Source organism: Sphingobium lactosutens DS20 (genome assembly GCF_000445105.1).
Classification (GTDB): domain Bacteria; phylum Pseudomonadota; class Alphaproteobacteria; order Sphingomonadales; family Sphingomonadaceae; genus Sphingobium; species Sphingobium lactosutens.
In genome coordinates this window covers 56,687-80,949 of the sequence record NZ_ATDP01000092.1, presented here as the reverse complement: position 1 = coordinate 80,949, position 24,263 = coordinate 56,687, and the positions used below count along the sequence as shown (strand labels likewise).

Below are 24,263 nucleotides of genomic sequence, written 5' to 3'. Positions count from 1 at the left end.
CCGCGGCTTGCGCCCGAATTTTGCGCAGACCGTCCCGTCTGACCGCGCGGCTGCACGTCAGGGGAACAGGCTGTGATGATGAAAATGGTGCGACCGGGCGGACCCGATGCGCGCCACTAGCCCGCCGTCAGCGACAGCGGATGATGATGGGAATGCTGTTCAAGATTGACCTCCCCGGGCCAGCGCCCAGTTCCTTCTATACCAGGCGGTATATATTAACCGGAGCTGTCCGGTCAAGAGGCTTTTCTGTACCGGTAGGTATTTTATTTGCGATGCGGCATGGGAGCGGACCTCAGCGTCCCGGCCACATCGACAAGGTGGTGTCGATCAGTGCTTCCAGTCGTTCGACCGCGACACCCGCGCCGGCCTGCACGGCCATGCCCTGCAACACCGTCGACAGATAACAGGCCAGAGCAGCCGGATCGACATGGTCGGGCAGGTCGCCTTCATCCCGCGCGCGTTGCAGCCGCGCGACCAGCGCACGGTCCGATGAGGCCCGCCGGGCCAGGATTTCGTCGCGAATACATTCGGAATGGGCAGTGCCGCCCACCGCGCTGATGACGCCCATGCACCCCTTGGGATCGGTGCTGTTGGTCTGGATCGCCAGGGATCCGCGCAACAACCGCTCGGCCACGTCCCGCGACGTCGGCGCATCCAGCGCGGATTTCATATAGCACAGCTTGTCGCGCTCGTAGAGGTCGAGCGCCTTGCGAAAGAGCGCTTCCTTGTTGCCGAAACAGGCATAAAGGCTGGGCTTGGTGATGCCCATGGCCTCGGTGAGTTCGGCCAGCGACGCCCCTTCATAGCCGCGACGCCAGAACACCTGCAACGCAGCCGACAGCGCTTCTTCGGGATCAAACTCCCGTGGTCTGCCCCTCCCGCTTTGTGTCACCGTTTCCATACCGATCGGTATATAGGTCGTCTGACCAAGATGTCCAGTGCCGCGGGCTTCGGGCAAATGGCTTCGACCTGTCGCTTTTGCTGTCGAAATATGTCGTCAGGGCCGGCGGCGTCAGCCCAGCACGTTGGGCAGATCCTCAAATCCCTTGCGCAGGGCGGCGCTCCAGCTTTGCGATATGCGGGCGAATTCCTCATTATCCGCTTCGATGCGGGTGCGGACGCGAAAATCGAACATGTCGGTCGGGATGACGACCAGATCCAGCGGCATGCCGACCGACAGGTTGGAGCGCAGCGTCGAATCCATCGACACCAGCACCGCCTTGGTCGCGTCCTCCAGGCTGGTTTCGCGGGCGATGATCCGGTCGAGAATCGGCTTGCCATATTTATGCTCGCCAATCTGGAAGAAGGGCGTGTCTTCGGTCGCCTCGATGAAATTGCCGGCCGAATAGACGAGGTAGAGGCGCGGCTTGCCGCCCCGGCGCTGGCCCGCGATCATGATCGACGCGCTGGCGCCCGATCCGCCCATTTCAATATTTTCGCGATAGCGCTGCTGCATCGCCTGCATCGCCGCGCCGACAATCTGCGCCACGCGATACATGGTGTCGCAATTGAGGATGGTTTCGACATCGGGGTCGAAGGCCGATTCCTTAATCGCCTTGCTCAGCATCGACTTCACCCCCTGGGTGATCGACAGATTGCCCGAACATAGCAGGGTGATCGCCCGCTCGCCGGGCACATGATAGGTAAAGCTCTTCCGAAAGCGTGCGATATTGTCCATGCCCGCATTGGTGCGGGTGTCGGACAGCATCACCAGCCCCTGGTCGACGCGCACGGCCACACAATAAGTCACGGCCCCCCGGCCTCCCGATGCAATTGACCCGATCGACGAATCGTCGGACCCTCCATCCGACGTGCGACCGCCATTTTCAACCTGCTGCTTGGGGTGGGGGTGTGCTTTGTTGCTGTTGCCGCTGCAATTGCCGTTCCTCCACGCCCTCGTGCGCCTGCGCGATGCGCACGTCGGCGTCGATCCAGATGTCGCCCGTGACCGTCACCGATCCGCGGATCGGCGCGGCGTCGTCGGCGTCCAGGCCGCTGGCGACGCGCAGATAGCGTTCGGTGACGCAGACGCGATTGGACGGGTCAAAGCCGATCCAGCCCAGGTCCGGAAGCCAAGCCTCCGCCCAGCCATGGGTTTCGTGCAGCGTGTCGCCTTCGCCCGCGAGCAGATAGCCTGTGACATAGCGGGCCGGCATGCCGATCGTGCGGGCGGCGGCGATGAAGACCTGCGCATGGTCCTGGCACACGCCTGCGCCCAGCGCGAAGGCGTCGGCCGCGCATGTGTCGGCGGTGGTGACGCCGGCGCGATAGTGAATGGCGTCGCTGACCGCGGCCGATAGCGCATGCAGAGTCCCAAGCGGAGTGCCGTCGGCCGGCAAGGACCTGGCCATTGCCGCTATCGCCTCGGACGGGCGGGTAAGGCGGGTGTCGCGCAGGAAATAGCGCGGATCGACCTTGCTGCCCAGATGCCCCTGCACGCCATGGCGCTCCTGGGTTTCGACCAGCCCTTCGGCCACGATGACGGCATGGTCCAGCCGGTCGTGCCGCACCCAGATCGCTTCCATTTCGCCATAGCTGTTGGAGCGAAAGCTGGTGAGCGGCTCCTCGTTCACGGATACCTGCCAGTCCAGCACGCGCTGCGCGGGCGTATCGACCGGCATCAGCTTCAGCCGCATGGCGACGCGGCCAGCGGCTGCGGCATAGCTGTAGATGGTCTGGTGGCGGACGATCAGCTTCATGATGGGGTCATCCGCGCTATCAGCCGAAATGATAGGTCTGGGCGATCTCTGCCCCCAGCCTGTTCGTCACCATCAGGCCATGCTGCACGGTCTCATGCAGACCCTGTCGGAAGATTTCGCCGCTGTCCTGGCTTTCCAGGCCCGCCACCATGTCCTTGACCGTGTCGTGACACGGCCCCTTGGCATCATGCCAGCCGGCCAGGCGATTGAGCCGGTAGGCCAGCTGGTCGTAGCAATAGGCGACGCTGCGCGGGAACAGGCGATTGAGCATCAGGAAGTCGGTGATCTGCCAAGGGGTATAGGTGCCGCCATAGACATGATGATAGGCGCGCGCGCCCGACAGTGCATAGAGCACCGAGGTCCATTGATAATGATCGCGATTGCCGCCGATGACTTCGGTTTCGGGCAGCAGGACATAATATTTGACGTCGAGCAGGCGCAGCGTCATCTGCGCCCGCTCCAGCGCCGATCCGCAGCGCAGGAAATCATGGCCTTCGTTGCGCAACTGGCCCGAATGGGCCGCGCCGCGAAAGGTCATGACGCGGGTCTTGACCCAGTCGATCAGGCTGGGCAGCTGTTGGCGCGCTTCAACCACGTCATAGCTGTCGAGCTTGCGCCAGCCCTCGTTGAGTGCTTCCCACATATCCTGCGTCAACATGGTGCGGGCGGACTTGGCATTGGCGCGCGCCTTCAACAAACAGGACCGGATCGAGCTGGCATTGTCGAGGTCCAGCATCAGATAGGCGACGGCGTCGCTCTCGGTCACGGTCGAGCCTTCTGGAAAGCGATATTCCGCCCCCGTCGCGCGCACCACCGACCGCCATTCGTCGCGATGATGCGCGCCCGGCAGTATCGCCATGCGCTGCCCCATGGTCAGCAGCCGCGCAGTGGCTTCGGCGCGTTCCATGTAGCGCGCCATCCAGAAAAGATTTTCGGCGGTCCGGCTCAGCATCGCATCATTCCTGCAGCACCCAGGTATCCTTGACCCCGCCGCCCTGGCTGGAATTGACCACCAGTGACCCTTCGGTCAGCGCGACGCGGGTGAGGCCGCCGGGCACGAGGCGGATCTGCTTGCCGACCAGGCAATAGGGGCGGAAGTCGGCATGGCGGCCCACGACCGATGCCGGGCCGAGCGTCGGGACGGTCGACAGGTCCAGCGTGGGCTGGGCGATGAACTCGCCCGGATTGGCCTTGATCCGCTCCGCATAGGCTTCCACTTCGGCATGGCTCGCCTTGGGGCCGATCAACATGCCATAGCCGCCCGATCCATGGACTTCCTTGGCGACAAGTTCGTGCAGATGGTCCAGCACATATTTCAGCTCGTCCGGCTTGCCGCACTGCCAGGTCTGGATATTGTCCAGGATCGGCTTTTCACCCAAATAAAAGCGGATCATCTCCGGTACATAGATATAGACCGCTTTGTCGTCGGCGATGCCGGAGCCTGGCGCCGAAGCCAGCGTCACGCCCCCATTGCGGTAGACGTTGAAGATGCCGGGCACGCCCAGCAGGCTGTCGGGACGAAAGACCAGCGGGTCGATATATTCGTCGTCGATCCGCCGGTAGATGACATCGACCGCTTTCGGGCCCAGCGTCGTCTTCATCCACACGCGATCATCGTCGACGAACAGGTCCGCCGGTTCGACCAGCTCGACGCCCATCAGATCGGCGAGGAAACTATGCTCATAATAAGCGCTGTTGAGCGATCCCGGCGTCAGAACCACGACGACCGGGTCACCCTTGCAGGCGGGTGGGGCGACTTCCTTCAGGCTCTTGAGCAGTTCGGCGGGATAATCGTCGACCGGCGCGACCACGCCCTGGGCAAACAGTTCGGGGAACATGCGCGTCATGATCTCGCGATTTTCGAGCATGTAGGACACGCCCGAAGGCGTGCGGCAATTATCCTCCAGCACTTCGAAGCTGCCCGGCCCGGTCCGCACGATGTCGATGCCCACTATATGGCTGTAAACTTTGCCGGGCGGCGTGAAGTCGGCCATTTCGGCCAGATAGGCGCTGTTCCTGTAAATGATGTCGGCCGGCATGATGCCCGCCTTCACGATTTCGCCGCGATGATAGACATCGTGCAGGAAGGCGTTCAATGCACGGGCGCGCTGGCGGATGCCCTTGTCCAATATGCGCCATTCATTGGCGGTGAAGATGCGCGGCAGCAGGTCGAAGGGGATGAGCCGTTCGGGATCGCCGCCTTCGCCATAGACGGCGAAGGTGATGCCGATGCGCCGGAAAATCGCCTCCGCCTCGTCCATGCGTCGGTTGAGCCCGGCGATGCCGGTGCGGTCCACCCATTGTTGCACTTCGTCATAACAGGGGCGGATCGACCCGTCGGGCTCAAACATCTCATGGAAGGGCAAGTGGACGATCCTCCCTCGGCCGGCGGCCGGTTGTGCATTGCAATATTAGTGCGCCGCGCCGTGGTGAATGCAAGGCAAAAGTGGCGAGCGGCAAAAAGGTTGCCAGAGCGTTGACCCTAAATGGCGGAAAAGTCGTTTATCTTCGTTTTTGCTCGGGATTTTGAGAAGCGTATTGCGTGCTGGCCAAATTTTTCGCGCGCCCCGTTGACCGGTCGACCGCCGCTGCGTATAGCGCCGCCTCACCGTCGGCCATGGCGCCGCGCGATGCCCATGGGGCGGAGTAGCTCAGCTGGTTAGAGCAGCGGAATCATAATCCGCGTGTCGGGGGTTCAAGTCCCTCCTCCGCTACCATTTCACCCGTTTTTTCGCATATCTTCCTTGCCAGCGCGGACAAAGCGGGCCAATCAGCCCCGCAAAAGGCGGCAAGGTGAAGAGGATTGCGGGCATATGAGCCTTTATGACGTTCTGATCGTGGGTGCGGGCCATGCCGGCGCCCAGGCGGCGATTTCGCTGCGGCAATCGGGGTTTGAAGGGTCGATCGGCATGATCGGCGACGAAAAGGACCCGCCTTATGAGCGTCCCCCGCTGTCCAAGGAATATTTCGCCGGCGACAAGCCGTTCGAGCGTATCCTGATCCGCCCCGCCGCCTTCTGGGAAGAGCGCAATATCGACATGCTGCTGGGCAAGCGGGTGAAGAGCGTCGATCCGGCGGGCAAGTTCGTGACCGTGGGGGGGAAGGAGATTGGCTATGACAAGCTGATCTGGTGCACCGGCGGCAGCCCGCGCATGCTGACCTGCAATGGCGCGGAAGCCGATAACGTTCATGCCGTGCGACGCCGCGCCGATGTCGATGCGATGATGGCCAAGATGGACAGCGTCCGCCATGTGACCATCATCGGGGGCGGTTATATCGGGCTGGAAGCGGCGGCCGTGCTGACCAAGTTCGGCAAGACGGTCGTGCTGCTCGAGGCGCTGGACCGTGTGCTGGCGCGCGTGGCGGGCGAGCCGCTGTCGCGCTTTTACGAAGCGGAGCATCGCGCCCATGGCGTCGACCTGCGCACCGGTGCGCGGATGGATTGCATCGAGGTCGCTGACGGCAAGGCCACGGCCGTGCTGATGGCTGATGGCGAGCGGATCGAAACCGACATGGTGATCGTGGGCATAGGCATCGTGCCTGAAACCGGCCCCCTGATCGCGGCGGGCGCGGCCGGTGGCAATGGCGTTGACGTCGATGAATATTGCCGCACATCGCTGCCCGACATCTATGCGATCGGCGATTGCGCCGCGCACGCCAATCGATTTGCCGGGGGCGCGACGATGCGGCTGGAATCGGTGCAGAACGCCAATGACCAGGCGAAGACCGCCGTCTCGCACATCGTCGGAACGGGCGAGCCCTATAATGCGGTGCCCTGGTTCTGGTCGAACCAATATGATTTGAAGCTTCAGACGGTCGGTCTTTCTACGGGCTTCGATGATGTGGTGGTGCGCGGCGATCCCGACAGCCGGAGTTTTTCCGTCGTCTATCTGAAAGGCGGGAAGGTGATCGCGCTCGACTGCGTCAATGCGGTCAAGGATTATGTGCAGGGCCGCGCCCACGTCCTGTCCGGCGCGGCGCTGGATAAAGAACAACTGGCCGACCCCACCATTCCGCTAAAGGAAGTGGGGCTGGCCTGACGCGCGACCTTCGGTCCAGGGGCGATGTCGAAAATCTTGCTGCCTCTACGCTGCAAGCCACATGAATATTTGGCAAATTCCGACGGTACTTAACAAAATGGGTCCTACAGCCGATGCAGCAGGACCCATTCTGAACCGGCTATTTTGCCGAACGAGCGATTTTGCGATTAACGATTGCACCCTCATCAAGGTACGAGGGCGGATTCCTGCTCAGCCGCTGCCATTCTGCTGAACATCCGTAATAGCTGAATGCCGCCCTTATCCGTCCTGATGATCTTTTCACGAAAGTCCGGGCGATGATCGCGCCTGTAAACTTCTTCGATATCCTCCAATACGACCTTGTCTTCTTCAAAAACTGCGGCGCCCACTTGCTGCATTGTGTTGGCGAACGTGTCGTCGTGAAGAACGGCGTCATACGCAATCGCCCAGAGATAATGCATTGTATTGGCGGTTTCGGGCGTCAATATATGAATGATATGCTGAACATCTTGTTTGGGTGGATTTGAATTGTCGGTGGTCCGGGTCAGCCCTTGATGCAGTCCCGGAATTTTGACAGTCTGACTGACAAACATGGTGAACGGGCCGGTCATTCCCAATTTCTCCATCCGCTCAGCAGGCGGCTCCGCATTTTCGTGAACCTCCTCCTGAACGATCATGTCGTCCTGTTCCTTGAGGACAGGGCGATCCAGGATGTGTTCCGGCTTTACGATGTTCCATTTTCCATGCGTGAACAAGAAATGCGTCAGGTCCATCAGGTTTTCATGAAGGCCGAGATAATTTGCCTTCACATACATGGCGCCTTTCACAAAAGCCCATTGCGGGGATGTGCACCATTCCATCCGGACGAGTCGGCTATAGTCCGGGGCAGAGGCGTCGCCCATCCATATCCATGTGAGGGGACCGTCTTCTTCCAGGGGGTATCGATCGAGGCGAATGGCGGGAGGAGCAGTTCCAAGAGAAGGCACATGGCCGCACGACCCATCCGGATTGAATTCGATGCCGTGATAGTTGCAGACGATGCGGTCGCCCTTGAGGAAGCCCTTGTGCAAAGGAAAAGACCGATGCGGACACCGGTTTTGCATGGCCACGGGCAAGCCGTCTTGCGTGCGGTACAACAGGATATCTTCGCCCAATATCGTCCGGCGGATCGGTGTCCGGGTAATCTCGTCCGAAAATGCCGCCACATACCAGTAATCGCGTAAAAATGGCGTGTTTCGGTCAGCAATTCCTGGCCCTTTGCTGGGGACATCCGCTCTGGGTGCTACGCTGTTGGTCATGATCTCTCCTCTCTTATTTTGCTATCGGATCGCGGATCGAGGGCAGGTCGTTCGATCCGCAGTCTTCACAGTGCGAAATATTGCGGATAGATTATGACGTCTGGGTCCAAAGCCGTCTGTCCCCCTTGTCGTGGGACAATGGGGCGATCACCATCCCTTTTTGCGATCAGCCAAATGCTCGTGTGTCCGCAGCATGTAAGCCAAGAGCCAGACGGCAACGGTTTTGTGAAGATACGAATGTCTTTAAGGTTCGCGCAGATGAGATTAGCATTTTTGGCGCGTGCTCAACATCTCTGCGGACTGCTGATTCGTTGACAAATGTCGAAAAAGGGGCGTTCAAGACGTGGAAGACAATTCCTTGATGCACTCTTCCCAAATCAGTGCGACCCCGGCCCCTGTTGCCAGCAACCTGATAATGGCATTGGGGACGCCATCCTTTTATTATGAACTTAGGTCAGCCCTCTCCGGTTTGTTTCGTGCCGATTTCTGTTCGGCATTCCTCATTGGCCAATCGGCAGCGCCACAATATCTTTTATCCATTGGAAGTGGGCCAGTTGTCGACGAAACCACCGCTAAAGCGGCTAGAGAGTATGCCGCACACTATTGTCATCTCGATTTCAATCTCAAGAAGGCCATACCATATTGCATGAAAAGCGATCAGGCCGTGATCGGAAGGCTTGATATTCCAAATATATTAGATCCTGAATTTAAATCTGTATATGATCGTTATAATGTCATAGAAAGAATATCGGTATACATTAGCCATTCAAATAATATAACAATGTTGAATTTTTATCGTTTTGATAAAAATAGTTGCTTTGAACGTGACCAAGTTGAATGCATTTCTGCATATGGCGATGTCTTTGCGTCGTTAATCAGTAAGCATGCAGAGTTTGAGGCCGCAAAAATCCCGCGGCATCCACCGGTCGCGCACATTGTTCAGAAATTGCTCGGTACCGATATGAGGCTTAGCCCACGCGAAGCTCAAATATGCGCACTGATTATCACGGGACGAAACACGAAACAGATCGCAAGGATAGCTGGTGTCAGTCCTGAAACAGTCATCACCTATCGCCGGCGCGCTTACAGCAAAGTCGGTGTTGCGGATCGTAATGGCATGGAACGGTTCTACGATGGCATTCAGCCGTGATGACCGATAACGGTGCGTGACGGCCCGCAAATGACAGGCTGGTCATGATGTGCGCACTGCATAAGCTTTCGCATGGTCGCGATCGAAACAACCGTTGGCCCTATTCCGCCGCCAGCAGCGCTTCGGCACCGTGCAGATTGACGGACACCAGGCGGCTGACGCCGGGTTCGACCATGGTGACTCCGAACAGGCGGTGCATCCGAGCCATGCTGACGGCATTGTGGGTGACGATGAGGTAGCGGGTGTTGGTCTGCGCGACCATCGCGTCGAGCAGGTCGCAGAAACGCTCGACATTGGCGTCGTCCAGCGGCGCGTCGACCTCGTCCAGCACGCAGATCGGCGCCGGATTGGTCAGGAACAGGCCGAAGATCAGCGCCACGGCGGTCAGCGCCTGTTCGCCACCGGACAGCAGCGTGAGCGCAGCGAGTTTCTTGCCGGGCGGCTGCGCCATGATTTCCAGCCCCGCCTCCAGCGGATCGTCGCTGTCGATTAGTTCCAGATGTGCTTGGCCGCCATTGAACAGGGTAGTGAAAAGGCGGCGGAAATGGCCGTCCACCGCCTCGAACGCAGCGAGCAGGCGCTGACGGCCCTCCCGGTTGAGGCTGCCGATCGATCCGCGCAGCTGGTGAATGGCTTGGGTGAGCTCGGCGCTTTCGGCCCGGCTGCTCGCCTGACTGGTTTCCAGCTCGGCCAGTTCCTGCGCGGCGACCAGATTGACCGGCCCGATCCGCTCACGGTCGGCGACGAAACGGTCATGCTCCGCCTGTTCGGTCTGGGCGATGCGGATGTCGGCGCTGGCGAAGCCAAGCTTTTCGGGCAGCACCGGGGGTGGGCATTCGAAGCGTTCGCCCGACAGGCGGTTGGTTTCCCGTCGGCGTTCATCGGCCGCTTCGGCGCGGGCGACGGTGGTGGCGCGCGATTCTCGGGCAGCGGCGAGCGTTTCGCCAGCCTGCGCCGCCTGGGCTTCGGCTTGGCGCAGCGCCGCCTCCGCAGCCAGTTCTGCCCCGCGTGCTTGGTCGGCGGCCTCGGTCAGCGCCGATCCTTGCGTTTCAAGCTCGGCAATCGCCTGGCCGAGGCGGTCGGGCATGTCCTCGATTTCCGTCCGTTCTTTCGCAATGTCATCGCCGCGCGCAGCCATGGCGGCGATGCGTTTGGCGGCCTCGCCAGCGCGGGCACGCCAACTCTTGATCTCCGCATCGGCGGCTGCCTGCCTGTCGCGATCGCTGTCCAGTGCGCGATCGGCCAGCGCCTGATCGGCCTGTAACTGGCTGACGGCGGCGCGCGCTTTCTCGCTGGCCTGGGTGAGGGCAGTAACAAGCTGACCGGTTGCCGCGCCATCGGGCATCGAAGTGCGCGCGGCCTGCGCCTTCTCCTGCTCGGCCTGTGCGCGCAGCAGGTCGGCGCGCGCGCCGGCGAGCCGTTCCTCCGCCGCTTCGCGCCGCCCGGCAAGCCGCTCCAGCGCCGTCGTGGCTTCATCGCCTGCACGCAGCGCCGCGCGAAGCTTCTGGTCGGCTTGGGCGAGCGCGGTGCGCCCGATCGACAAGGCAGCGACCGCCGCTTGCTCGCGCGCTTTGGCTTCATCCTGCGCGTCGGCGGCATCCTCCACCTCCACTTGCGCGGCGGGGCGCGCGAGGGCGATCGCATCCAGCCGGTTGAGGCGGATCAGCCGTTCGGCCGCCGCAGCTCCGCCTTCCAGCGCGACATAGCCGTCCCAGCGGCGCAACTGACCGTCGCGCGTGACGAGGCGCTGTCCGACCGCCAATGGCTGGCCTTCGTCGCTATCCATCACGGCAATCTGCGCAAGGCGGCGGGCCAGCGCGGCAGGGGCCGTGACATGATCGGCCAGCGGGGTCGCGCCGGTGGGAAGCGCAGGGTCCTGCGCGGAAGGCTCTGCGCCGGACCAGCGGCGCTTGCCCTCCATAGCGACCGGGGCTTCCAGATCGTCCCCCAGCGCGGCGGCAAGAGCGCGCTCATAGCCGGGCGCAGCCTTTACCTGATCCAGAGCGCGCGCCTTCGCGCCTGCGCCGCCATCGACCGCGCGCTTGAGCGCGGCGGCTTCGCTGTCCAGCGCGGCGAGTGTCGCGCGGGCCGATGCCAAGACGGCTTCCGCCGTCGCGCGCGCATCGGCGGCGGCCTGTCTATCCTGCTCAGCGGCCTCGATCGCGGCTTCGGCGGTATCGCGGTCATCCTGCGCCCGAGCCTGGTCCGCCTGCGCACTTTCGTGCTTGGCCATCAGCGGATCAGGATCGGGCAGGGCAGCCGCGTCGGCTTCGATCCGCGCCATCTCCCGTTCCGCCCGATCGCGCTGGTTGCGGGCAGCGGCGAGCGCGGCCTCGGCGACGCGCAGTTCGGCCTGTTCCGCCGCCTGCGTCGCCATGGCGCGGGCCAAATCGAGTTCGGCGTCGCGCGCTTCTCCTTCGGCCTTCGCAATGCGTGCGGCAAAATCGGGGCGCAGCTTTTCGGTTTCGGTGATGCGGGACTTGAGCATCCCAATTTCGGCGGTCAGCCGCGCGATCGCGTCGGCGGCGTCATTGGCAAGCGTGCCTTCGCGCGCGCGATCCTCCTCCAGCCGACTGGCCTGTTGTGTGAGATCGGCAAGGCGACGAAGAACCGATTCCCGTTCGGTGCGCAGGGCGGCGAGCCGGTGGCCCGCCTCGCTTGCGGCATCGCGGGCGGCCTGCGCCGCCACCCGGCATTCCCCCAGCGTGGCAAGGGCGGCCTGCGCATGGGCCGCGGCGGCGAGGTGTGCTTCTTGCGCGGCGGCGACGGCAGCGTCGGCTTGGCCTGCCTCGGCGCGGGCCGCTTCCGCGCTGGCATGGGCCTCTCGCCAGCGCGCGAAGAGAACACGGCCTTCCGCGACGCGGATCTGGTCGGACAGGCGGATATAGCGTTCCGCGGCCTTCGCCTGCCGCCGCAGGGCGTTGGCGCGCATATCCATGTCGAGCAGGATTTCGTCCAGGCGCGCGAGATTGGTTTCGGCCGCGCGCAATTTCTGTTCGGCATCCTTGCGCCGAACGTGCAGCCCGGCAATGCCCGCCGCCTCCTCCAGCATCGCACGGCGTTCCTGCGGCCGCGCCGCGATGACGGCGGCAATGCGCCCCTGGCTGACAAGTGCGGGACTATGCGGGCCAGTAGCCGCGTCAGCGAAGACCAGCGCCACATCCTTGGCGCGCACATCCTTGCCATTGGCGCGATAGGCGCTGCCCGCGCCGCGTTCGATCCGGCGAGTGACGTCCAGTTCGCCATCGGCACCGACGTCCACCGCGTTGAACAGCTCGCCCTGCTCCTGGATGGTCAGCAGCGACACTTCGGCAAAGTCGCGCCGGGGCCGGCTGGCGGTGCCGGCGAAGATCACATCCTCCATGCCCGCGCCGCGCATGGATTTGGCGCTCGATTCGCCCATGACCCAGCGAATGGCTTCCAGCAGGTTGGACTTGCCGCAGCCATTGGGGCCGACGATACCGGTCAATCCCGGCTCGATCCGCAATTCGGTGGCATCGACGAAACTTTTGAAGCCGGAAAGCTTGAGCCGCTTTATCTGCATGGCGGCGATCCAGGGCAGCGCGCCGCCCCGGCTCCCCTTCGGTCAGGCGGCGATGTCAGCCCCCCGCCGCGCAATCAGAGACCTGCTTCCTTGAGACGAGGTTCGAGCGAGGCCCAGTTGGCGGCGTTGTCCACCAGTACTCCGTTGATGAGGAAGCTTGGCGTGCCGGTGATCTGATATTGATTGTTCGCCGCCTCGACGCCCTTTGCCAGCTTTTCGGCGGTGGCGGTGTCGGCGAGGCACTGTTTGGCCTGATCTTCGGAAATGCCGCGCTGCTTGGCAAAGTCGATCAGCCCCGCGATCTGAGCAATGGCGACCGGGCGCTGCGCGGGCGACAATTGCTCCACGCCCTTGAAGGCGTCGTCCTGGCCCTGCACCTTTTCGAACATCGCGCCCTGATTGGCGAAAAACTGTTCGGACAGCGGATAGAAGACGTCCTTGCCGCCGCAGCGTGCGAGCAGGGCGGTGGTCAGGTCGATGGGATCGCGCACATAGGTACGGAATTCATAGCTCATCTTGCCCGTATCGACGAGCTTGCGGATTTCCGGCGAAGCGGTTTCGGCAAATTCGGCGCAATGGCTGCAGGTGAAGGAGCCATATTCGACGAGCTTCACCTTCGCGTCGGGATTGCCCATCACGAAATTGCCCTCGGGCGTTTCGTTCACCGTCGCAGACCATGTCGTGCCGGCGGGCGCGGGTACGGCGGCCACTGGCGCGCCGCTGGGCTTGGCTGCTTCCTCGCTGCTGTTGCAGGCGGCAAGGCTGAGGCTGACGGCGACTAGGGCAAGACCGGTAAAGGCTTTCACGACGGGCAGGGCTCCGATGATTGGCGATGGGCGTGGTGTAGATCAGCGGGCGGCGGGGGGCAATGCGGCCTTGACCGTGGCCCAGTTCGACCCGTCCACCTTCGTCCCGTTGATGGTGAAGCCGGGCGTTCCGGTAATCTTCACCTTGGTCCAGGCCTCGTCGGTCATCGCCAGCACTTGCTTCATCGATTGCGGGTTGGCGATGCAGGCGTTGAGCTGGGCGTTCGTGAAGCCGCGCTTGTTCATCAGCGCATAGAGACCGGTCTTCTGGCCGATATCCTGTAGCGCGGGGATCTGATCGGCGGGCTTTTGCGCGTCGCGGTCATAGCTTTCGACCTGCGTGATCCAGGCGCTCTGGTTGGCGAAAAGCGCCTCATGATTGCCCATGAACTTCGCCGGTCCGCCGCAGCGCGCGAGCAGGGCGGCGGTCAGGTCATATTTGTCGCGCACGGCATTGCGCACCTCGACCCCGACCCTGCCGCCCTTCACATAATCGGTGCGCAGCGGCGCGCTCGCCTCACTGACGAAATGCGCGCAGTGCGAGCAGGTGTAGCTGACATATTCGACCAATTTGGTGGGCGCGGCGGGATTGCCCATATAATGGCCGCCGATCGGCGTCATGGTGACGCGGCTGACCCAGTTGGCAGCGGGCGCTGCGACAAGGGCGGCGGGAAGGGCAAGCAGGCTGAGCGAAAGAAGCTTCTTCATGGGCGCGCGTCCAAAAAAGGCTGACATAGACGGGGTAGGCTGAACCACGGCTAAACTAGCTGACCTTGGGCAGACCACTGCTGTTGGCGAGTCCCTGCGCCAGCGATTCAAGCACCGCGCGCAATTCGGGATCGCCAATATCGCGCAGCGAATCGCCCAGCTCCACCGGAATGGGCCGCAAATTGCGCGGCGGTGGCCGGCGTTCCGCACTGATCGAAGCGATCTGGCCCTGGCGCATCGCGACCTTGGCCACTGCGGCATAGCCGAAAAAGCGGTTCACCCGTTCGATGATGTCGGGCAGCACATGCTGGATCATTGGCGCATGGCCGCTCATCACGGTCAGTTGCAGCGTGCCGCCGGCCTTCTTGCCGACAGGGAAGCGAATCGATTCAGGCGCGGACACCGCCGCATAATGGGGGCCGACAATTTCGGTCCAGCGGGTGACGATGCTCGACTGGACGAAACCGAACTTGCGGAATGCGGCGCGCCCGATGTCGGGCATCAGGTCCGCGATCTGGCGTGGCGCGCCGACGCGCGGGCGTTCCTCGGCAGGCACTTTGCGCATTTTCATTTTCGGGCTGGCCGGGCGTTCCGTCATGGCCCGCTTAATGGCATAGGGCTGCCATGCGCGTCGAGGGTCGAGAGTCAAAAATCGCGGGCGACCTGCTTGCGCATTACAATGTTCATGCGCGCCGCCTGCCGTGGCGCGCGCCACCGGGCGCCAATGCCAGCGATCCCTATCGGGTCTGGTTGTCCGAAGTGATGCTGCAACAGACGACGGTGGCGGCCGTCGGTCCCTATTTCGCGACGTTCACTGCCAGATGGCCGACGGTCGAGGATCTGGCGGCGGCGCAGGACGCGGATGTCATGGCGGCATGGGCTGGCCTTGGCTATTATGCGCGGGCGCGCAACCTGCTGGCCTGCGCGCGGGCGGTGGTGCGCGACCATGATGGGCGCTTTCCCGATACAGAGGAAGGGCTGCGCGCCTTGCCGGGCGTGGGCGCCTATACCGCCGCCGCCGTCGCTGCCATCGCCTTTGGCCGGCGGGCGGTGGTGGTGGACGCCAATGTCGAGCGGGTGGTCGCGCGACTATTCGCCATCGATACGCCGCTGCCAGCCGCGCGACCCGCGATCCGCGTCGCTGCCGACGCCATCACGCCGGACGCACGGGCCGGCGATTTCGCGCAGGCGATGATGGATCTGGGCGCGACCATCTGCACGCCGCGCAATCCCGCCTGCGGCATCTGTCCGCTACGGCAGGACTGCGCGGCCCTTGCCACCGCCGACCCCGCCGCTTTTCCTGTCAAGGCGCCGAAAAAGGCGAAGCCGCACCGGCTGGGCCATGGCTGGTGGATCGAGCGCGATGGCCATGTCTGGCTGGTGCGCCGACCGGACAAGGGGTTGCTGGGTGGAATGCGCGCGCTGCCAAGTTCCGATTGGAGCGCCACGCCCGAATGGACGCCGCCCGTCGATGCGAAATGGACCGGCCTTGCCGAGCCGATCAGCCATGTCTTCACCCATTTCTCGCTGGCGCTTGCGCTTCATCGCGCCCATCTGGACGCAGGCATGGAGCCAAAGGGGACGGGCGAATGGTGGCCGGTCGAGCGCATTGGCGAGGCTGGGCTGCCGGCGCTGTTTGCGCGCGCGGCCGACGCAGTGAGAAAGGACAAGGATGCACGGAACGCAACAGATTGAACGGCCGCTGCCCGGCTTTGTCGGCGGCACGCTGGACCGGGTCGACCATGTCCGCACCAATCCCGCGCTGCTGGCGCAAGCCTTTGCCGATCCGGCCGCGCGGCGGCTGGTGCTGGAGGGGCTGGAGCCGGTCGAGGCGGAGGGGCATTTGCTGCTGGAGCCGATCGGCGCGGGTGCGCAGATAGCCGACCATGTGCTGCTGGGCGTTGATCCGCAGGCGCGGCCGATCTTTGCGCGGCTGGTGACGGATCTTGGCCCCAATCTGGTGCCCACACCGCGCAGCCGCGCCATAGCGGGGCTGATCCCGGCGGAGGAAGTGGCGCTTTATGGCGCGGCGCGCAGCCTGGTGCATTGGCATGCGCGACATCCTTTTTGTTCGGTCTGCGGCGGATCGACGCGGCCGGTCAAGGCAGGTTGGTCGCGCCGGTGCGAAGCGTGCGGCGCGGAACATTTCCCCCGCACCGACCCTGTCGTCATCATGCTGGCGGAGCATGAGGGGCGGGGGCTGCTGGGGCGGCAGCATAGCTGGCCCGAAGGGCGCTATTCCGCGCTCGCCGGTTTTGTCGAACCGGGCGAGACGATCGAGGAAGCGGTGGCGCGTGAAATATATGAGGAAGCGGGCGTGCGGGTCCATTCGGTCCGCTATGTCATGAGTCAGCCCTGGCCCTTCCCATCGTCGCTGATGATCGCCTGCGTCGCGCAGGCGCAGGACGACGCATTGCGGATCGACGCGACCGAGATCGAACATGCATTCTGGTGCGATGCCGATGGCGTGCGCGCGGCGATGGCCGGCGATTCGAGCGCGCCCTTTATCGCGCCACCGCAGATGGCGGTGGCCTGGCATTTGCTGGACCATTGGCTGGCCACGGTTGTGAGCGCTGGCGCAAGCGCGTAAGGCCGTGCCTTCCTTTCCCCCGATCAAGGACTATCTTTCCTCCATGCTCAGCCTAGAAGAAGCCCAGTCACGCGCGCAGGATCTTGTGAATGCAGCGCGGAAGGCGGGCGCGGATGCGGCCGACGCCATTTATGCCTGCAACGCGTCGACCAATGTGTCGGTGCGCCTGGGCGCGCTGGAGGATGTCGAACGGTCCGAAGGCGAAGAAATCGGCCTGCGCGTTTTCATCGGCCAGCGGTCGGCCAGCATTTCCGCGTCGGACATGAATCCCGCAACGCTCGATACGCTGGTGGAACGCTGCATCGCGATGGCGCGCGAAGCGCCGGAAGACCCCTATGCCGGGCTTGCGCCCGAGGATCGGTTGCTGAAGCGGCGGCCGCCTTCGCTGGATCTGACAGACGAGGAGGAGCCCGAACCCGCCGCCCTGCGCGAGCGCGCCTTGATGGCCGAGGATGCGGCGCGCGGCGTGCCGGGCATCACAAATAGCGAGGGCGGCGGCGCATCGAGCGGGCGTAGCCAGGTGGCGCTCGCGACCAGCCATGGCTTTGCCGGCGCCTATGCCGGCACCAGCCATTCGACCTGGGCCAGCGTGCTGGCGGGCAGTGGGTCCGACATGCAGCGCGATCATGCCAGCCATTCGGCGCGGCATCTGCGCGATCTGGACCATGCCGACGCCGTGGGCGCGCGGGCAGGGCAGCGCGCGGTCGCGCGGCTCAATCCGGTCAAGGTCGGCAGCGGCGTCATGCCGGTGATTTTCGATCCGCGTATCGGGTCCAGCCTGATCGGCCATCTGGTGAGCGGCATTGTCGGCCCGGCCATTGCGCGCCGGTCGAGTTTCCTGCTGGATCAGTTGGGCAAGGCAATTTTCGACTCCAGCATCACGATCATCGACGATCCCCTGCGCCCGCGCGGCTTGCGATCGCGCCCTTTCGATGGCGAAGGCCTGCCGGTCGAGCGGCGCGCGCTGATCGAGGACGGTGTGCTGACCGGATGGCTGCTCGACAGCGCTTCGGCCCGGCAATTGGGGCTGGAGCCGACAGGTCATGCGAGCCGCGGCGGCAGCGGCGCGCCCGGCGCCAGCATCACCAACGTCCATATGGAAGCAGGCACGACGTCGCCGGGGGATCTGCGCTATGATGTGAAGCGCGGCATCTATGTAACCGAACTGATCGGCATGGGCGTTAACCCTGTGACCGGGGACTATAGCCGCGGCGCGTCCGGGTTCCTGATCGAAAATGGCGCGGTCATGAATGCGGTGTCGGAAATCACCATCGCCGGCAACTTGAAGGATATGTTCCGCAACATGACGCCGGCGAGCGACCTCTATTTCCGCTATGCCATGAATGTGCCCACTCTCCGCATCGACGGGATGACCGTTGCCGGAGGCTGAACTGCCGCTGCGCGCGATCGTGTCCGCCGTGGCGGATGCGGCCGACCATGGGCTGACCTTATGGGCCAATGGCGAAACGCGCGTGCGTCAGTGGGAAAAGGTGCCCGGCCATCCGGTGTGTGAGGCCGATCTGGCGCTGGACGTGATGCTGCGCGACAGCCTGACCGCGATTGATCCTACTGCTGGCTGGTTGTCGGAAGAGACGGCCGATACCGTCCACCGGCTGGGCCTGTCGCGCGTATGGGTCGTCGATCCGATCGATGGCACGCGTGACTATTTGCGCGGGCGGCGCGGCTGGGCGGTATCGGTGGCGCTGGTCGAGGATGGCGCGGTGCGATTGGGGATATTGGCGGCGCCCGCGCGCAACGAATTATGGGTGGCGCAGGCCGGGCGCGGTGCGACCCGCAATGGCAAGGCGCTGAAGGCAGGCACGCGCACGATGCTGCCGGGTGCGCGGGTGCCTGCCGACCAATTGCCGCGCGCTGACCGCGATCTGGTTGCGGTGGAAAAGCCCAACAGCATCGCGCTGCGCATGGCGCTGGTCGCCGCTGACGAGGCCGATCTGGTCGCTACGGTGCGCTGGGGCAATGAATGGGATGTCGCGGCGGCGGCGCTCATCTGCCAGGAGGCGGGGGCGATCGTGACCGATGCGATGGGCGATCCGTTGCGTTTCAACCGGCCGCAGCCGACCGCCTTTGGCTTGCTGTGCGCCGCGCCGGGGATTCACAAGGCGGCGCAAGATCGGCTGGCGCCGCGCGCGCAGGAAATATTGGGCCGGGGTTAAAGCTTGCCATATTTCGCTTCAAAGCCGGCGGTGTCGCCAGCGGCGAGATATTTCGCCTGATCCACCCATTGGTCGCGCACCGGGCGGCCCTTGAAATTGCCGAGCCGGGCGTCGATCGCGGCGATATCCGCATCGGTCCAAGCGGCAATTTGTTCGTAACGGGTCACGCCCAGTTCAATAAGCAGTGCCTTGAGCTTGGGACCAACGCCCTTGAGGCGGAGCAGGTCGTCGGGTGCGGCATCGCCTACCGGCGGAGCAACAGCGGGGGAGACAGGGATGGGTTCGGCCGCAACAGGCGGGGCTGGCTCGACGCTCGGCTCTACAGCCGCCACAGGCTCTGTTTTCTCGATCCTTTCGGCGGCGACGGGGGCCGGCGGCACTGCGACCGGATCGGCCAGCGGCGGCGCGGCGGTGGGGTGAGGCGCTTCTGGAGGCGTGATTGTCTCTGCCGGCGTATCCACATCCGACGTGCGCTTGCCGGACAGCAAGAAAACAAGGCCGATAAGGACCAGCAGCGCGATCAGCAGCCACAGGCCATAGTCCATCAAGAATTCCTGCATCGCGCCACGTCTCCCCTGTGTGTTTCGTCCTGCTATTTAAGGATGCTTTTTGCCGCGCCGCAAGGGTTCACCCCTGCTTGGCTTCGCGCTCCACTTCGCGCCAGCCAATATCGCGGCGGCAAAAGCCGGTGGGGAAGTCGATTGCATCCACGGCGGCATAGGCGGCTGCCTGGGCGGTGGCGACACTATCGCCGGTGGCGGTGACGTTGAGAACCCGGCCGCCAGTGGCGACGATCGTACCGCTCCTCTCCGCCGTGCCGGCGTGGAAAATCTTGGCGCCGGCCTGCTCGGCAACGTCCAGCCCCGTAATGCGCCCGCCCTTTTCCGGCGTGCCGGGATAGCCGTTGGCGGCCATGACGACGGTCAGGGCCGTGCGATCGGCCAGCGCGACCGGTCCCTGTTCGGCCAGCCGTCCCTGCGCGACGGCAAGCAGGAGTTCGGCAAGATCCCCGTCGAAACGGCTCATCAATACCTGGCACTCCGGGTCGCCGAAGCGGGCATTATATTCGATCAGCTTGGGTCCCGCGTCGGTGAGCATCAGACCGGCATAGAGGACGCCTGAATAGGGCATGCCTTCGTTCGCCAGCGTATCGACCGTGGGGCGAATGATCCTGTCCATCACCTGCCGTTCCAGGTCGGGCGTCAGGACGCGCGCGGGGCTGTAGGCGCCCATTCCGCCGGTATTGGGGCCAGTGTCGCCGTCGCCCACGCGCTTGTGATCCTGTGCCGATCCGAAAGACAGGATTGCGCTGCCGTCGGTCAGGGCGAAAAAGCTCGCTTCCTCGCCGGACATAAATTCTTCCAGCACGACTTCCTCGCCGGCCGCGCCAAAGGCGCCGGAAAACATTGAATCAAGGGCATCCAGCGCCTCCTGGCGGTTTTGCGCGATGATGACGCCCTTGCCAGCGGCCAGCCCGCCCGCCTTGATGACGACGGGCAGCGCGAAATCATCCAGCGCCGCGATCGCGCCATCCTTGCTTGTTACCCGGACATAGGCCGCTGTGGGGATATTCGCGCGCTGGCACAAATCCTTGGTGAAACCCTTGGACCCTTCCAGCTGCGCCGCCTTGCGGTTGGGACCAAAGACCGGCACGCCCATGGTGCGCAGATTATCGGCCAGCCCGTCGACCAGCGGCGCTTCCGGGCCGATCACCACCAGGCCGATCGAATGACGGATGCAGAAATCCACGACCGCGCGATGATCCGCCGCATCAAGGTCGACCAGCGTGGCGTGCTGCGCTATGCCCGGATTGCCGGGCGCGGCATAGAGCGTGTCGAGGCCGGGCGATTGCGCCAGCTTCCATGCCAGCGCATGTTCGCGGCCGCCGCCGCCAAGCAGAAGGATGTTCATGTCGCCCATGTCCCCGGAATTTGATGCCTATGACAGTTCGGGCCGCCTGTTAGCCGAGGAACGCGCAGGCGACAACGCGCCGCCGCTCAGCGTCAGCGAATTGTCCGGAATGTTGAAGCGCACGGTCGAGGACCGGTTCGGCCATGTCCGGTTGCGCGGCGAAATTTCGGGGTTCAAGCGCGCGGCATCGGGACATCTGTATCTGTGCCTGAAGGACGACAACGCCGTCATCGACGGGGTCATGTGGAAAGGCGGGGCGCAGCGCCTGGCCTTCGCGCCGCAGGACGGGGTGGAGGTGATCGCCACGGGCAAGCTCACCACCTATCCCGGCCGGTCCAAATATCAGATCGTGATCGAACGGATGGAACTGGCGGGCGAAGGCGCGCTGATGGCGCTGCTCGAAAAGCTCAAGTCCAAGCTGGCGGGCGAAGGATTATTTGCGCCCGAACGCAAGAAGCCGCTGCCTTTCCTGCCACGCACCATCGGCGTCGTCACTTCCCCCACGGGCGCGGTCATTCGCGACATCCTTCACCGGCTGGCGGATCGATGCTCGACACAGGTCCTGCTATGGCCGGTGCTGGTGCAGGGGCAGGGCGCGGCGGAGCAGGTCGCGCGCGCGGTTCGGGGCTTTTCGGATATGCCCGCCGATGCCGCTTTGCCGCGGCCGGACCTGGTGATTGTGGCGCGCGGTGGCGGGTCGATCGAGGATCTGTGGAGCTTCAATGAAGAGATCGTAGTGCGTGCGGTCGCGGAATGCAGCATCCCGATCATTTCGGCCGTGGGCCATGAAACCGACACGACGCTGTGCGATTATGCCGCCGATCGGCGCGCGCCCACGCCGACGGCGGCAGCCGAAATGGCGGTGCCGGTGCGCGCGGAATTGCTGGCGGGGCTGACTGACATGGGGCTGCGCGCGGGTCGCGCCGTGCGGCGCGGCGCGGCGCAGGCGCGCGAGCGGCTGGACATGCAGGCGCGACTGATGCCGACGCCCGACACGTTGCTCAGCCCGCAGCGGCAGCGGCTGGACCAGCTATCGGACACCTTGGTCAGTGGCCTGCGCCATCGCCTCGCCGACGCGCGCGCGCATCTGGGGCAGGCGAGCGGCGCGCTGCGGCCGGCGTTGCTGCGCCAGCAACTGACGCGCGCGGGCGAGCGGCTGGATCGGTTGCGGTTGCGGCCGGAAAATCTGGTCCGCGCGCAGCGGGATTGCGCGACCGCGTTCGATCGCGTGTCGCGGCATTTCGCATCGCTCGATCCCGACCTGCCGTTGCAGCGCGGCTATGCCCGGGTGATGGCGGGCGAACGGCTGGTCCGGTCGGTCGATGCCGCGCGCGCGGCCGGGCAGGTCGTCCTGCATTTCCACGATGGCGCGGTGGGCGCAGTGGTCGGAGAGGCGGGTGCGCAAATGGAGCCGGCGCCGCCTTCGCCGGCCCGTTCCGCGCGCAAGCCGCGTGATCCCGCCCTGACGCAGCAAGACCTGTTTTCCTGACCCATGAAGAAAGGACCGACACCATGTTGATGTCCAGCCGCGACCGGATCGCCCGGCTCCATTACCTGCCCTACAGCTTTCGCGTATTGAAGGCGGGTGATCATGTCCTGTGTGCCGTGACAGGGGAGCGTATCGCTTTGCAGGATTTGCGCTACTGGAGCATCGCCCGGCAGGAACCCTATGCCAGCGCGCAGGCGTCCGTGGAGGCGGAGCAAAAGGCTACTGGCGGGTTATGAAGGCGATTTTTCTGGCGACAATGCTGAGCTTGGGCGCGACGGCCGCCGCGCAGCCCGTCGCGCGGCAAGGGGTGGTAGCGCCGGCCTTCCAGCTTGAAGGCGCAGCGGCGCAGGGCGGCAGGATGCTTGGCACGGCGCCGGCTGGAACAGTGGCTTTGACGCTCGGCGATCAGCCAGTAGCGGTCGACCCTGATGGCCGGTTCCTGATCGCCTTCGATCGGGATGCGCAGCCCGAGGCGCTGCTGACGGCGCGCCTGTCGGACGGCAAGCTACTTACCCGGCCGCTGACCGTCGCGCCGCGCGACTGGCGTCTGGAGCGGATCAATGCGCCGCTGCGCGCGGGCAAGAGCAGCGATGCCTTCATGGCGCTGCGCCGCCCAGAGCTCCAAGCGATCGCGGCGGCGCGGGCGAAGGTGACGGATGCGCAGGGGTGGCGGCAGTCCTTCATCTGGCCGCGTGTCGGGCGTATCTCCGGCCTCTTCGGCGCGCAGCGCGTCTATCAGGGTGAGCCTGGCTCCTATCATGGCGGCGTCGATGTGGCGGGCGCCACGGGCGAACCCGTGCGCGCGCCGGCCGACGGCGTCGTCATCCTGGCGGCGATCGACAAGCCCTTTACGCTGGAAGGGCATTTGCTGATGATCGACCATGGACACGGTCTCAACAGCGCCTTTCTGCACCTGTCGCGCATCGACGTGAAGATGGGCGATCATGTCGTGCAGGGGCAACAGATCGGAGCGATCGGCGCGACCGGTCGCGCGACCGGACCGCATCTCCATTGGGGCATGAAATGGCAGGATGCGCGCATCGATCCGCTGCTGATCGCCGGGCCGATGCCGCAGGGGCGGTGATGGCGCTTAACTGACGCGCTTCATGCGGATGGTGCGCCCGCCTTCGATCTTGCCCATGAAGCTGCCCATCGCCGCGCGCTTGATTTCGATCGACTGGCCAGCCTTCGGGTCACGTCCGGTCACCGCTTCGGTCGTCATCCATTGCGCGCCGTCTTCCAGCCCGATCTGCCATTTGCCGTAACCCAGGCTGCGCACGCTGGCGATCGTCGCTTGGATGTGGCTGACGCCTTCCTCTTCCTTGGCCGCGTCATCATCGTCGCCCCCGCCCAGGAAAGGCAGCTTCGGGAAGGAGAAGCCGAACAGCGTCTTGCGCGTCTTGTTAAGCTCGCTCTTGTCCAGAACCACGACTTCGTCGCGTTGCGATGCTGTCTCCATCGCGCCGACCTGGCGGTCGAAGCAGGCAAGGCGCTCGGCATCCGCTGCGATCGACCGGCATTGGAGCAGGTTGGTGAACAATTCCGCCTGTGGTGGGCGCGCCTTGGTCGCTGCCTGCCCGGGATTCGCCATCAGGACCAGCGTCACGACCCCCAGCATTTTGTATCCGCGTGTCATGCCACCTGTCTCCCTGTTCGTTCGATGCCGCCTTATCATGCCTTTTGCTGAAAATATGCGTCAAGAGATGGCCCTGTACCGCATGGATTGCACAGCACCATATTTTCCGACACTGTTCTGGCTAAGTGATGCACGAAAGCTGCACTGGCATGCTACGAGGTGAAATTTAATTGCAACAAGATCGTAAAACTGCCGCTCCCCGCCCTTGTTGCAATTATGATACAGCCCTCGTCAAAAGC

At 64.0% G+C, this 24,263-nt stretch carries 22 protein-coding genes and 1 tRNA gene; 10 read left to right on the top strand and 13 right to left on the bottom strand.

Features of this window, described 5'->3' with window-relative positions; translation table 11 throughout:
* Positions 1-292 precede the first annotated feature (292 nt).
* The 5 genes from RLDS_RS42260 to RLDS_RS42240 all read right to left on the bottom strand — a co-directional run bounded on the left by RLDS_RS42260 (position 293) and on the right by RLDS_RS42240 (position 5,065).
* Positions 293-901 carry a TetR/AcrR family transcriptional regulator gene (locus tag RLDS_RS42260; protein ID WP_021226465.1) on the bottom strand — a complete coding sequence of 203 codons (609 nt, stop codon included), beginning with the start codon at positions 899-901 and terminating at the stop codon, positions 293-295.
* 111 nt (positions 902-1,012) lie between these two features.
* The gene (locus tag RLDS_RS42255; protein ID WP_031298313.1) at positions 1,013-1,750 is read right to left on the bottom strand and encodes a peptidase; all 738 of its coding nucleotides are present in this window, start codon (positions 1,748-1,750) and stop codon (positions 1,013-1,015) included.
* A 76-nt stretch (positions 1,751-1,826) separates the two neighbouring features.
* Positions 1,827-2,699: a transglutaminase family protein gene (locus RLDS_RS42250; RefSeq protein WP_021226463.1), complete on the bottom strand. Its 873-nt coding sequence runs from the start codon at positions 2,697-2,699 to the stop codon at positions 1,827-1,829.
* A gap of 19 nt (positions 2,700-2,718) precedes the next feature.
* Positions 2,719-3,651: an alpha-E domain-containing protein gene (locus tag RLDS_RS42245; RefSeq protein WP_021226462.1), complete on the bottom strand. Its 933-nt coding sequence runs from the start codon at positions 3,649-3,651 to the stop codon at positions 2,719-2,721.
* A 4-nt stretch (positions 3,652-3,655) separates the two neighbouring features.
* Entirely contained in the window at positions 3,656-5,065 is a 1,410-nt protein-coding gene (locus tag RLDS_RS42240) for a circularly permuted type 2 ATP-grasp protein (protein WP_031298311.1), read from the bottom strand.
* A gap of 274 nt (positions 5,066-5,339) precedes the next feature.
* Between RLDS_RS42240 and RLDS_RS42235 the strand changes: the two genes are divergently transcribed.
* Positions 5,340-5,416 (top strand) — tRNA-Met (locus RLDS_RS42235).
* Positions 5,417-5,512: 96 nt separating this feature from the next.
* Positions 5,513-6,739 (top strand): NAD(P)/FAD-dependent oxidoreductase, encoded by a 1,227-nt coding sequence (locus RLDS_RS42230; RefSeq protein WP_021226460.1) that lies wholly within the window; start codon positions 5,513-5,515, stop codon positions 6,737-6,739.
* Positions 6,740-6,924: 185 nt separating this feature from the next.
* Here the strand turns inward: RLDS_RS42230 and RLDS_RS54580 are convergent, their stop codons facing one another.
* Positions 6,925-8,016, bottom strand: coding sequence for an aromatic ring-hydroxylating dioxygenase subunit alpha (locus RLDS_RS54580; protein WP_084514827.1), 1,092 nt, complete (start codon positions 8,014-8,016; stop codon positions 6,925-6,927).
* Between the two features lie 343 nt (positions 8,017-8,359).
* On the opposite strand from RLDS_RS54580, the gene RLDS_RS55360 reads away from it, so the two are divergent.
* Complete coding sequence (locus RLDS_RS55360) at positions 8,360-9,166, top strand: helix-turn-helix transcriptional regulator (protein ID WP_152528059.1); 807 nt, start codon at positions 8,360-8,362, stop codon at positions 9,164-9,166.
* Between the two features lie 100 nt (positions 9,167-9,266).
* On the opposite strand, the gene smc is transcribed toward RLDS_RS55360, so the two are convergent.
* From smc to RLDS_RS42205, 4 genes are all read right to left on the bottom strand, one after another.
* Entirely contained in the window at positions 9,267-12,710 is a 3,444-nt protein-coding gene (gene smc / locus RLDS_RS42220) for a chromosome segregation protein SMC (protein WP_021226458.1), read from the bottom strand.
* A 74-nt stretch (positions 12,711-12,784) separates the two neighbouring features.
* Complete coding sequence (locus RLDS_RS42215) at positions 12,785-13,516, bottom strand: DsbA family protein (protein ID WP_021226457.1); 732 nt, start codon at positions 13,514-13,516, stop codon at positions 12,785-12,787.
* A 42-nt stretch (positions 13,517-13,558) separates the two neighbouring features.
* The gene (locus tag RLDS_RS42210) at positions 13,559-14,224 is read right to left on the bottom strand and encodes a thioredoxin domain-containing protein (RefSeq protein ID WP_021226456.1); all 666 of its coding nucleotides are present in this window, start codon (positions 14,222-14,224) and stop codon (positions 13,559-13,561) included.
* Positions 14,225-14,279: 55 nt separating this feature from the next.
* A complete protein-coding gene (locus RLDS_RS42205; protein ID WP_021226455.1) occupies positions 14,280-14,822 on the bottom strand; it encodes a DUF721 domain-containing protein in 543 nt (180 codons plus the stop codon).
* 26 nt (positions 14,823-14,848) lie between these two features.
* Between RLDS_RS42205 and RLDS_RS42200 the strand changes: the two genes are divergently transcribed.
* From RLDS_RS42200 to RLDS_RS42185, 4 genes are read left to right on the top strand one after another with little or no spacing between them, the layout of a single operon-like run.
* Positions 14,849-15,919 (top strand): A/G-specific adenine glycosylase, encoded by a 1,071-nt coding sequence (locus tag RLDS_RS42200; protein WP_021226454.1) that lies wholly within the window; start codon positions 14,849-14,851, stop codon positions 15,917-15,919.
* Complete coding sequence (gene nudC, locus RLDS_RS42195; RefSeq protein ID WP_021226453.1) at positions 15,897-16,814, top strand: NAD(+) diphosphatase; 918 nt, start codon at positions 15,897-15,899, stop codon at positions 16,812-16,814. The genes RLDS_RS42200 and nudC overlap by 23 nt, the downstream gene beginning before the upstream one ends.
* Before the next feature lie 43 nt (positions 16,815-16,857).
* Positions 16,858-18,204, top strand: coding sequence for a TldD/PmbA family protein (locus RLDS_RS42190; RefSeq protein WP_021226452.1), 1,347 nt, complete (start codon positions 16,858-16,860; stop codon positions 18,202-18,204).
* Complete coding sequence (locus tag RLDS_RS42185) at positions 18,191-18,988, top strand: inositol monophosphatase family protein (RefSeq protein ID WP_021226451.1); 798 nt, start codon at positions 18,191-18,193, stop codon at positions 18,986-18,988. Before RLDS_RS42190 ends, RLDS_RS42185 begins: the two co-directional genes overlap by 14 nt.
* On the opposite strand, the gene RLDS_RS42180 is transcribed toward RLDS_RS42185, so the two are convergent.
* Both RLDS_RS42180 and purD read right to left on the bottom strand, forming a co-directional pair.
* Positions 18,985-19,548, bottom strand: a complete 564-nt coding sequence (locus RLDS_RS42180) for a hypothetical protein (protein ID WP_021226450.1) — start codon at positions 19,546-19,548, stop codon at positions 18,985-18,987. The genes RLDS_RS42185 and RLDS_RS42180 overlap by 4 nt on opposite strands.
* Positions 19,549-19,615: 67 nt before the next feature.
* A complete protein-coding gene (gene purD / locus RLDS_RS42175; RefSeq protein ID WP_031298307.1) occupies positions 19,616-20,899 on the bottom strand; it encodes a phosphoribosylamine--glycine ligase in 1,284 nt (427 codons plus the stop codon).
* 7 nt (positions 20,900-20,906) lie between these two features.
* On the opposite strand from purD, the gene xseA reads away from it, so the two are divergent.
* Genes xseA through RLDS_RS42160 form a run of 3 tightly spaced genes read left to right on the top strand, consistent with a single transcriptional unit; the run spans position 20,907 to position 23,472 of the window.
* Positions 20,907-22,388, top strand: a complete 1,482-nt coding sequence (gene xseA / locus RLDS_RS42170) for an exodeoxyribonuclease VII large subunit (RefSeq protein ID WP_031298306.1) — start codon at positions 20,907-20,909, stop codon at positions 22,386-22,388.
* A 23-nt stretch (positions 22,389-22,411) separates the two neighbouring features.
* A complete protein-coding gene (locus tag RLDS_RS42165) occupies positions 22,412-22,624 on the top strand; it encodes a DUF2093 domain-containing protein (protein WP_021226447.1) in 213 nt (70 codons plus the stop codon).
* Entirely contained in the window at positions 22,621-23,472 is an 852-nt protein-coding gene (locus RLDS_RS42160; RefSeq protein WP_021226446.1) for a M23 family metallopeptidase, read from the top strand. The genes RLDS_RS42165 and RLDS_RS42160 overlap by 4 nt, the downstream gene beginning before the upstream one ends.
* Positions 23,473-23,478: 6 nt before the next feature.
* On the opposite strand, the gene RLDS_RS42155 is transcribed toward RLDS_RS42160, so the two are convergent.
* Positions 23,479-23,979 carry a hypothetical protein gene (locus tag RLDS_RS42155; RefSeq protein WP_408021114.1) on the bottom strand — a complete coding sequence of 167 codons (501 nt, stop codon included), beginning with the start codon at positions 23,977-23,979 and terminating at the stop codon, positions 23,479-23,481.
* Positions 23,980-24,263 lie beyond the last annotated feature (284 nt).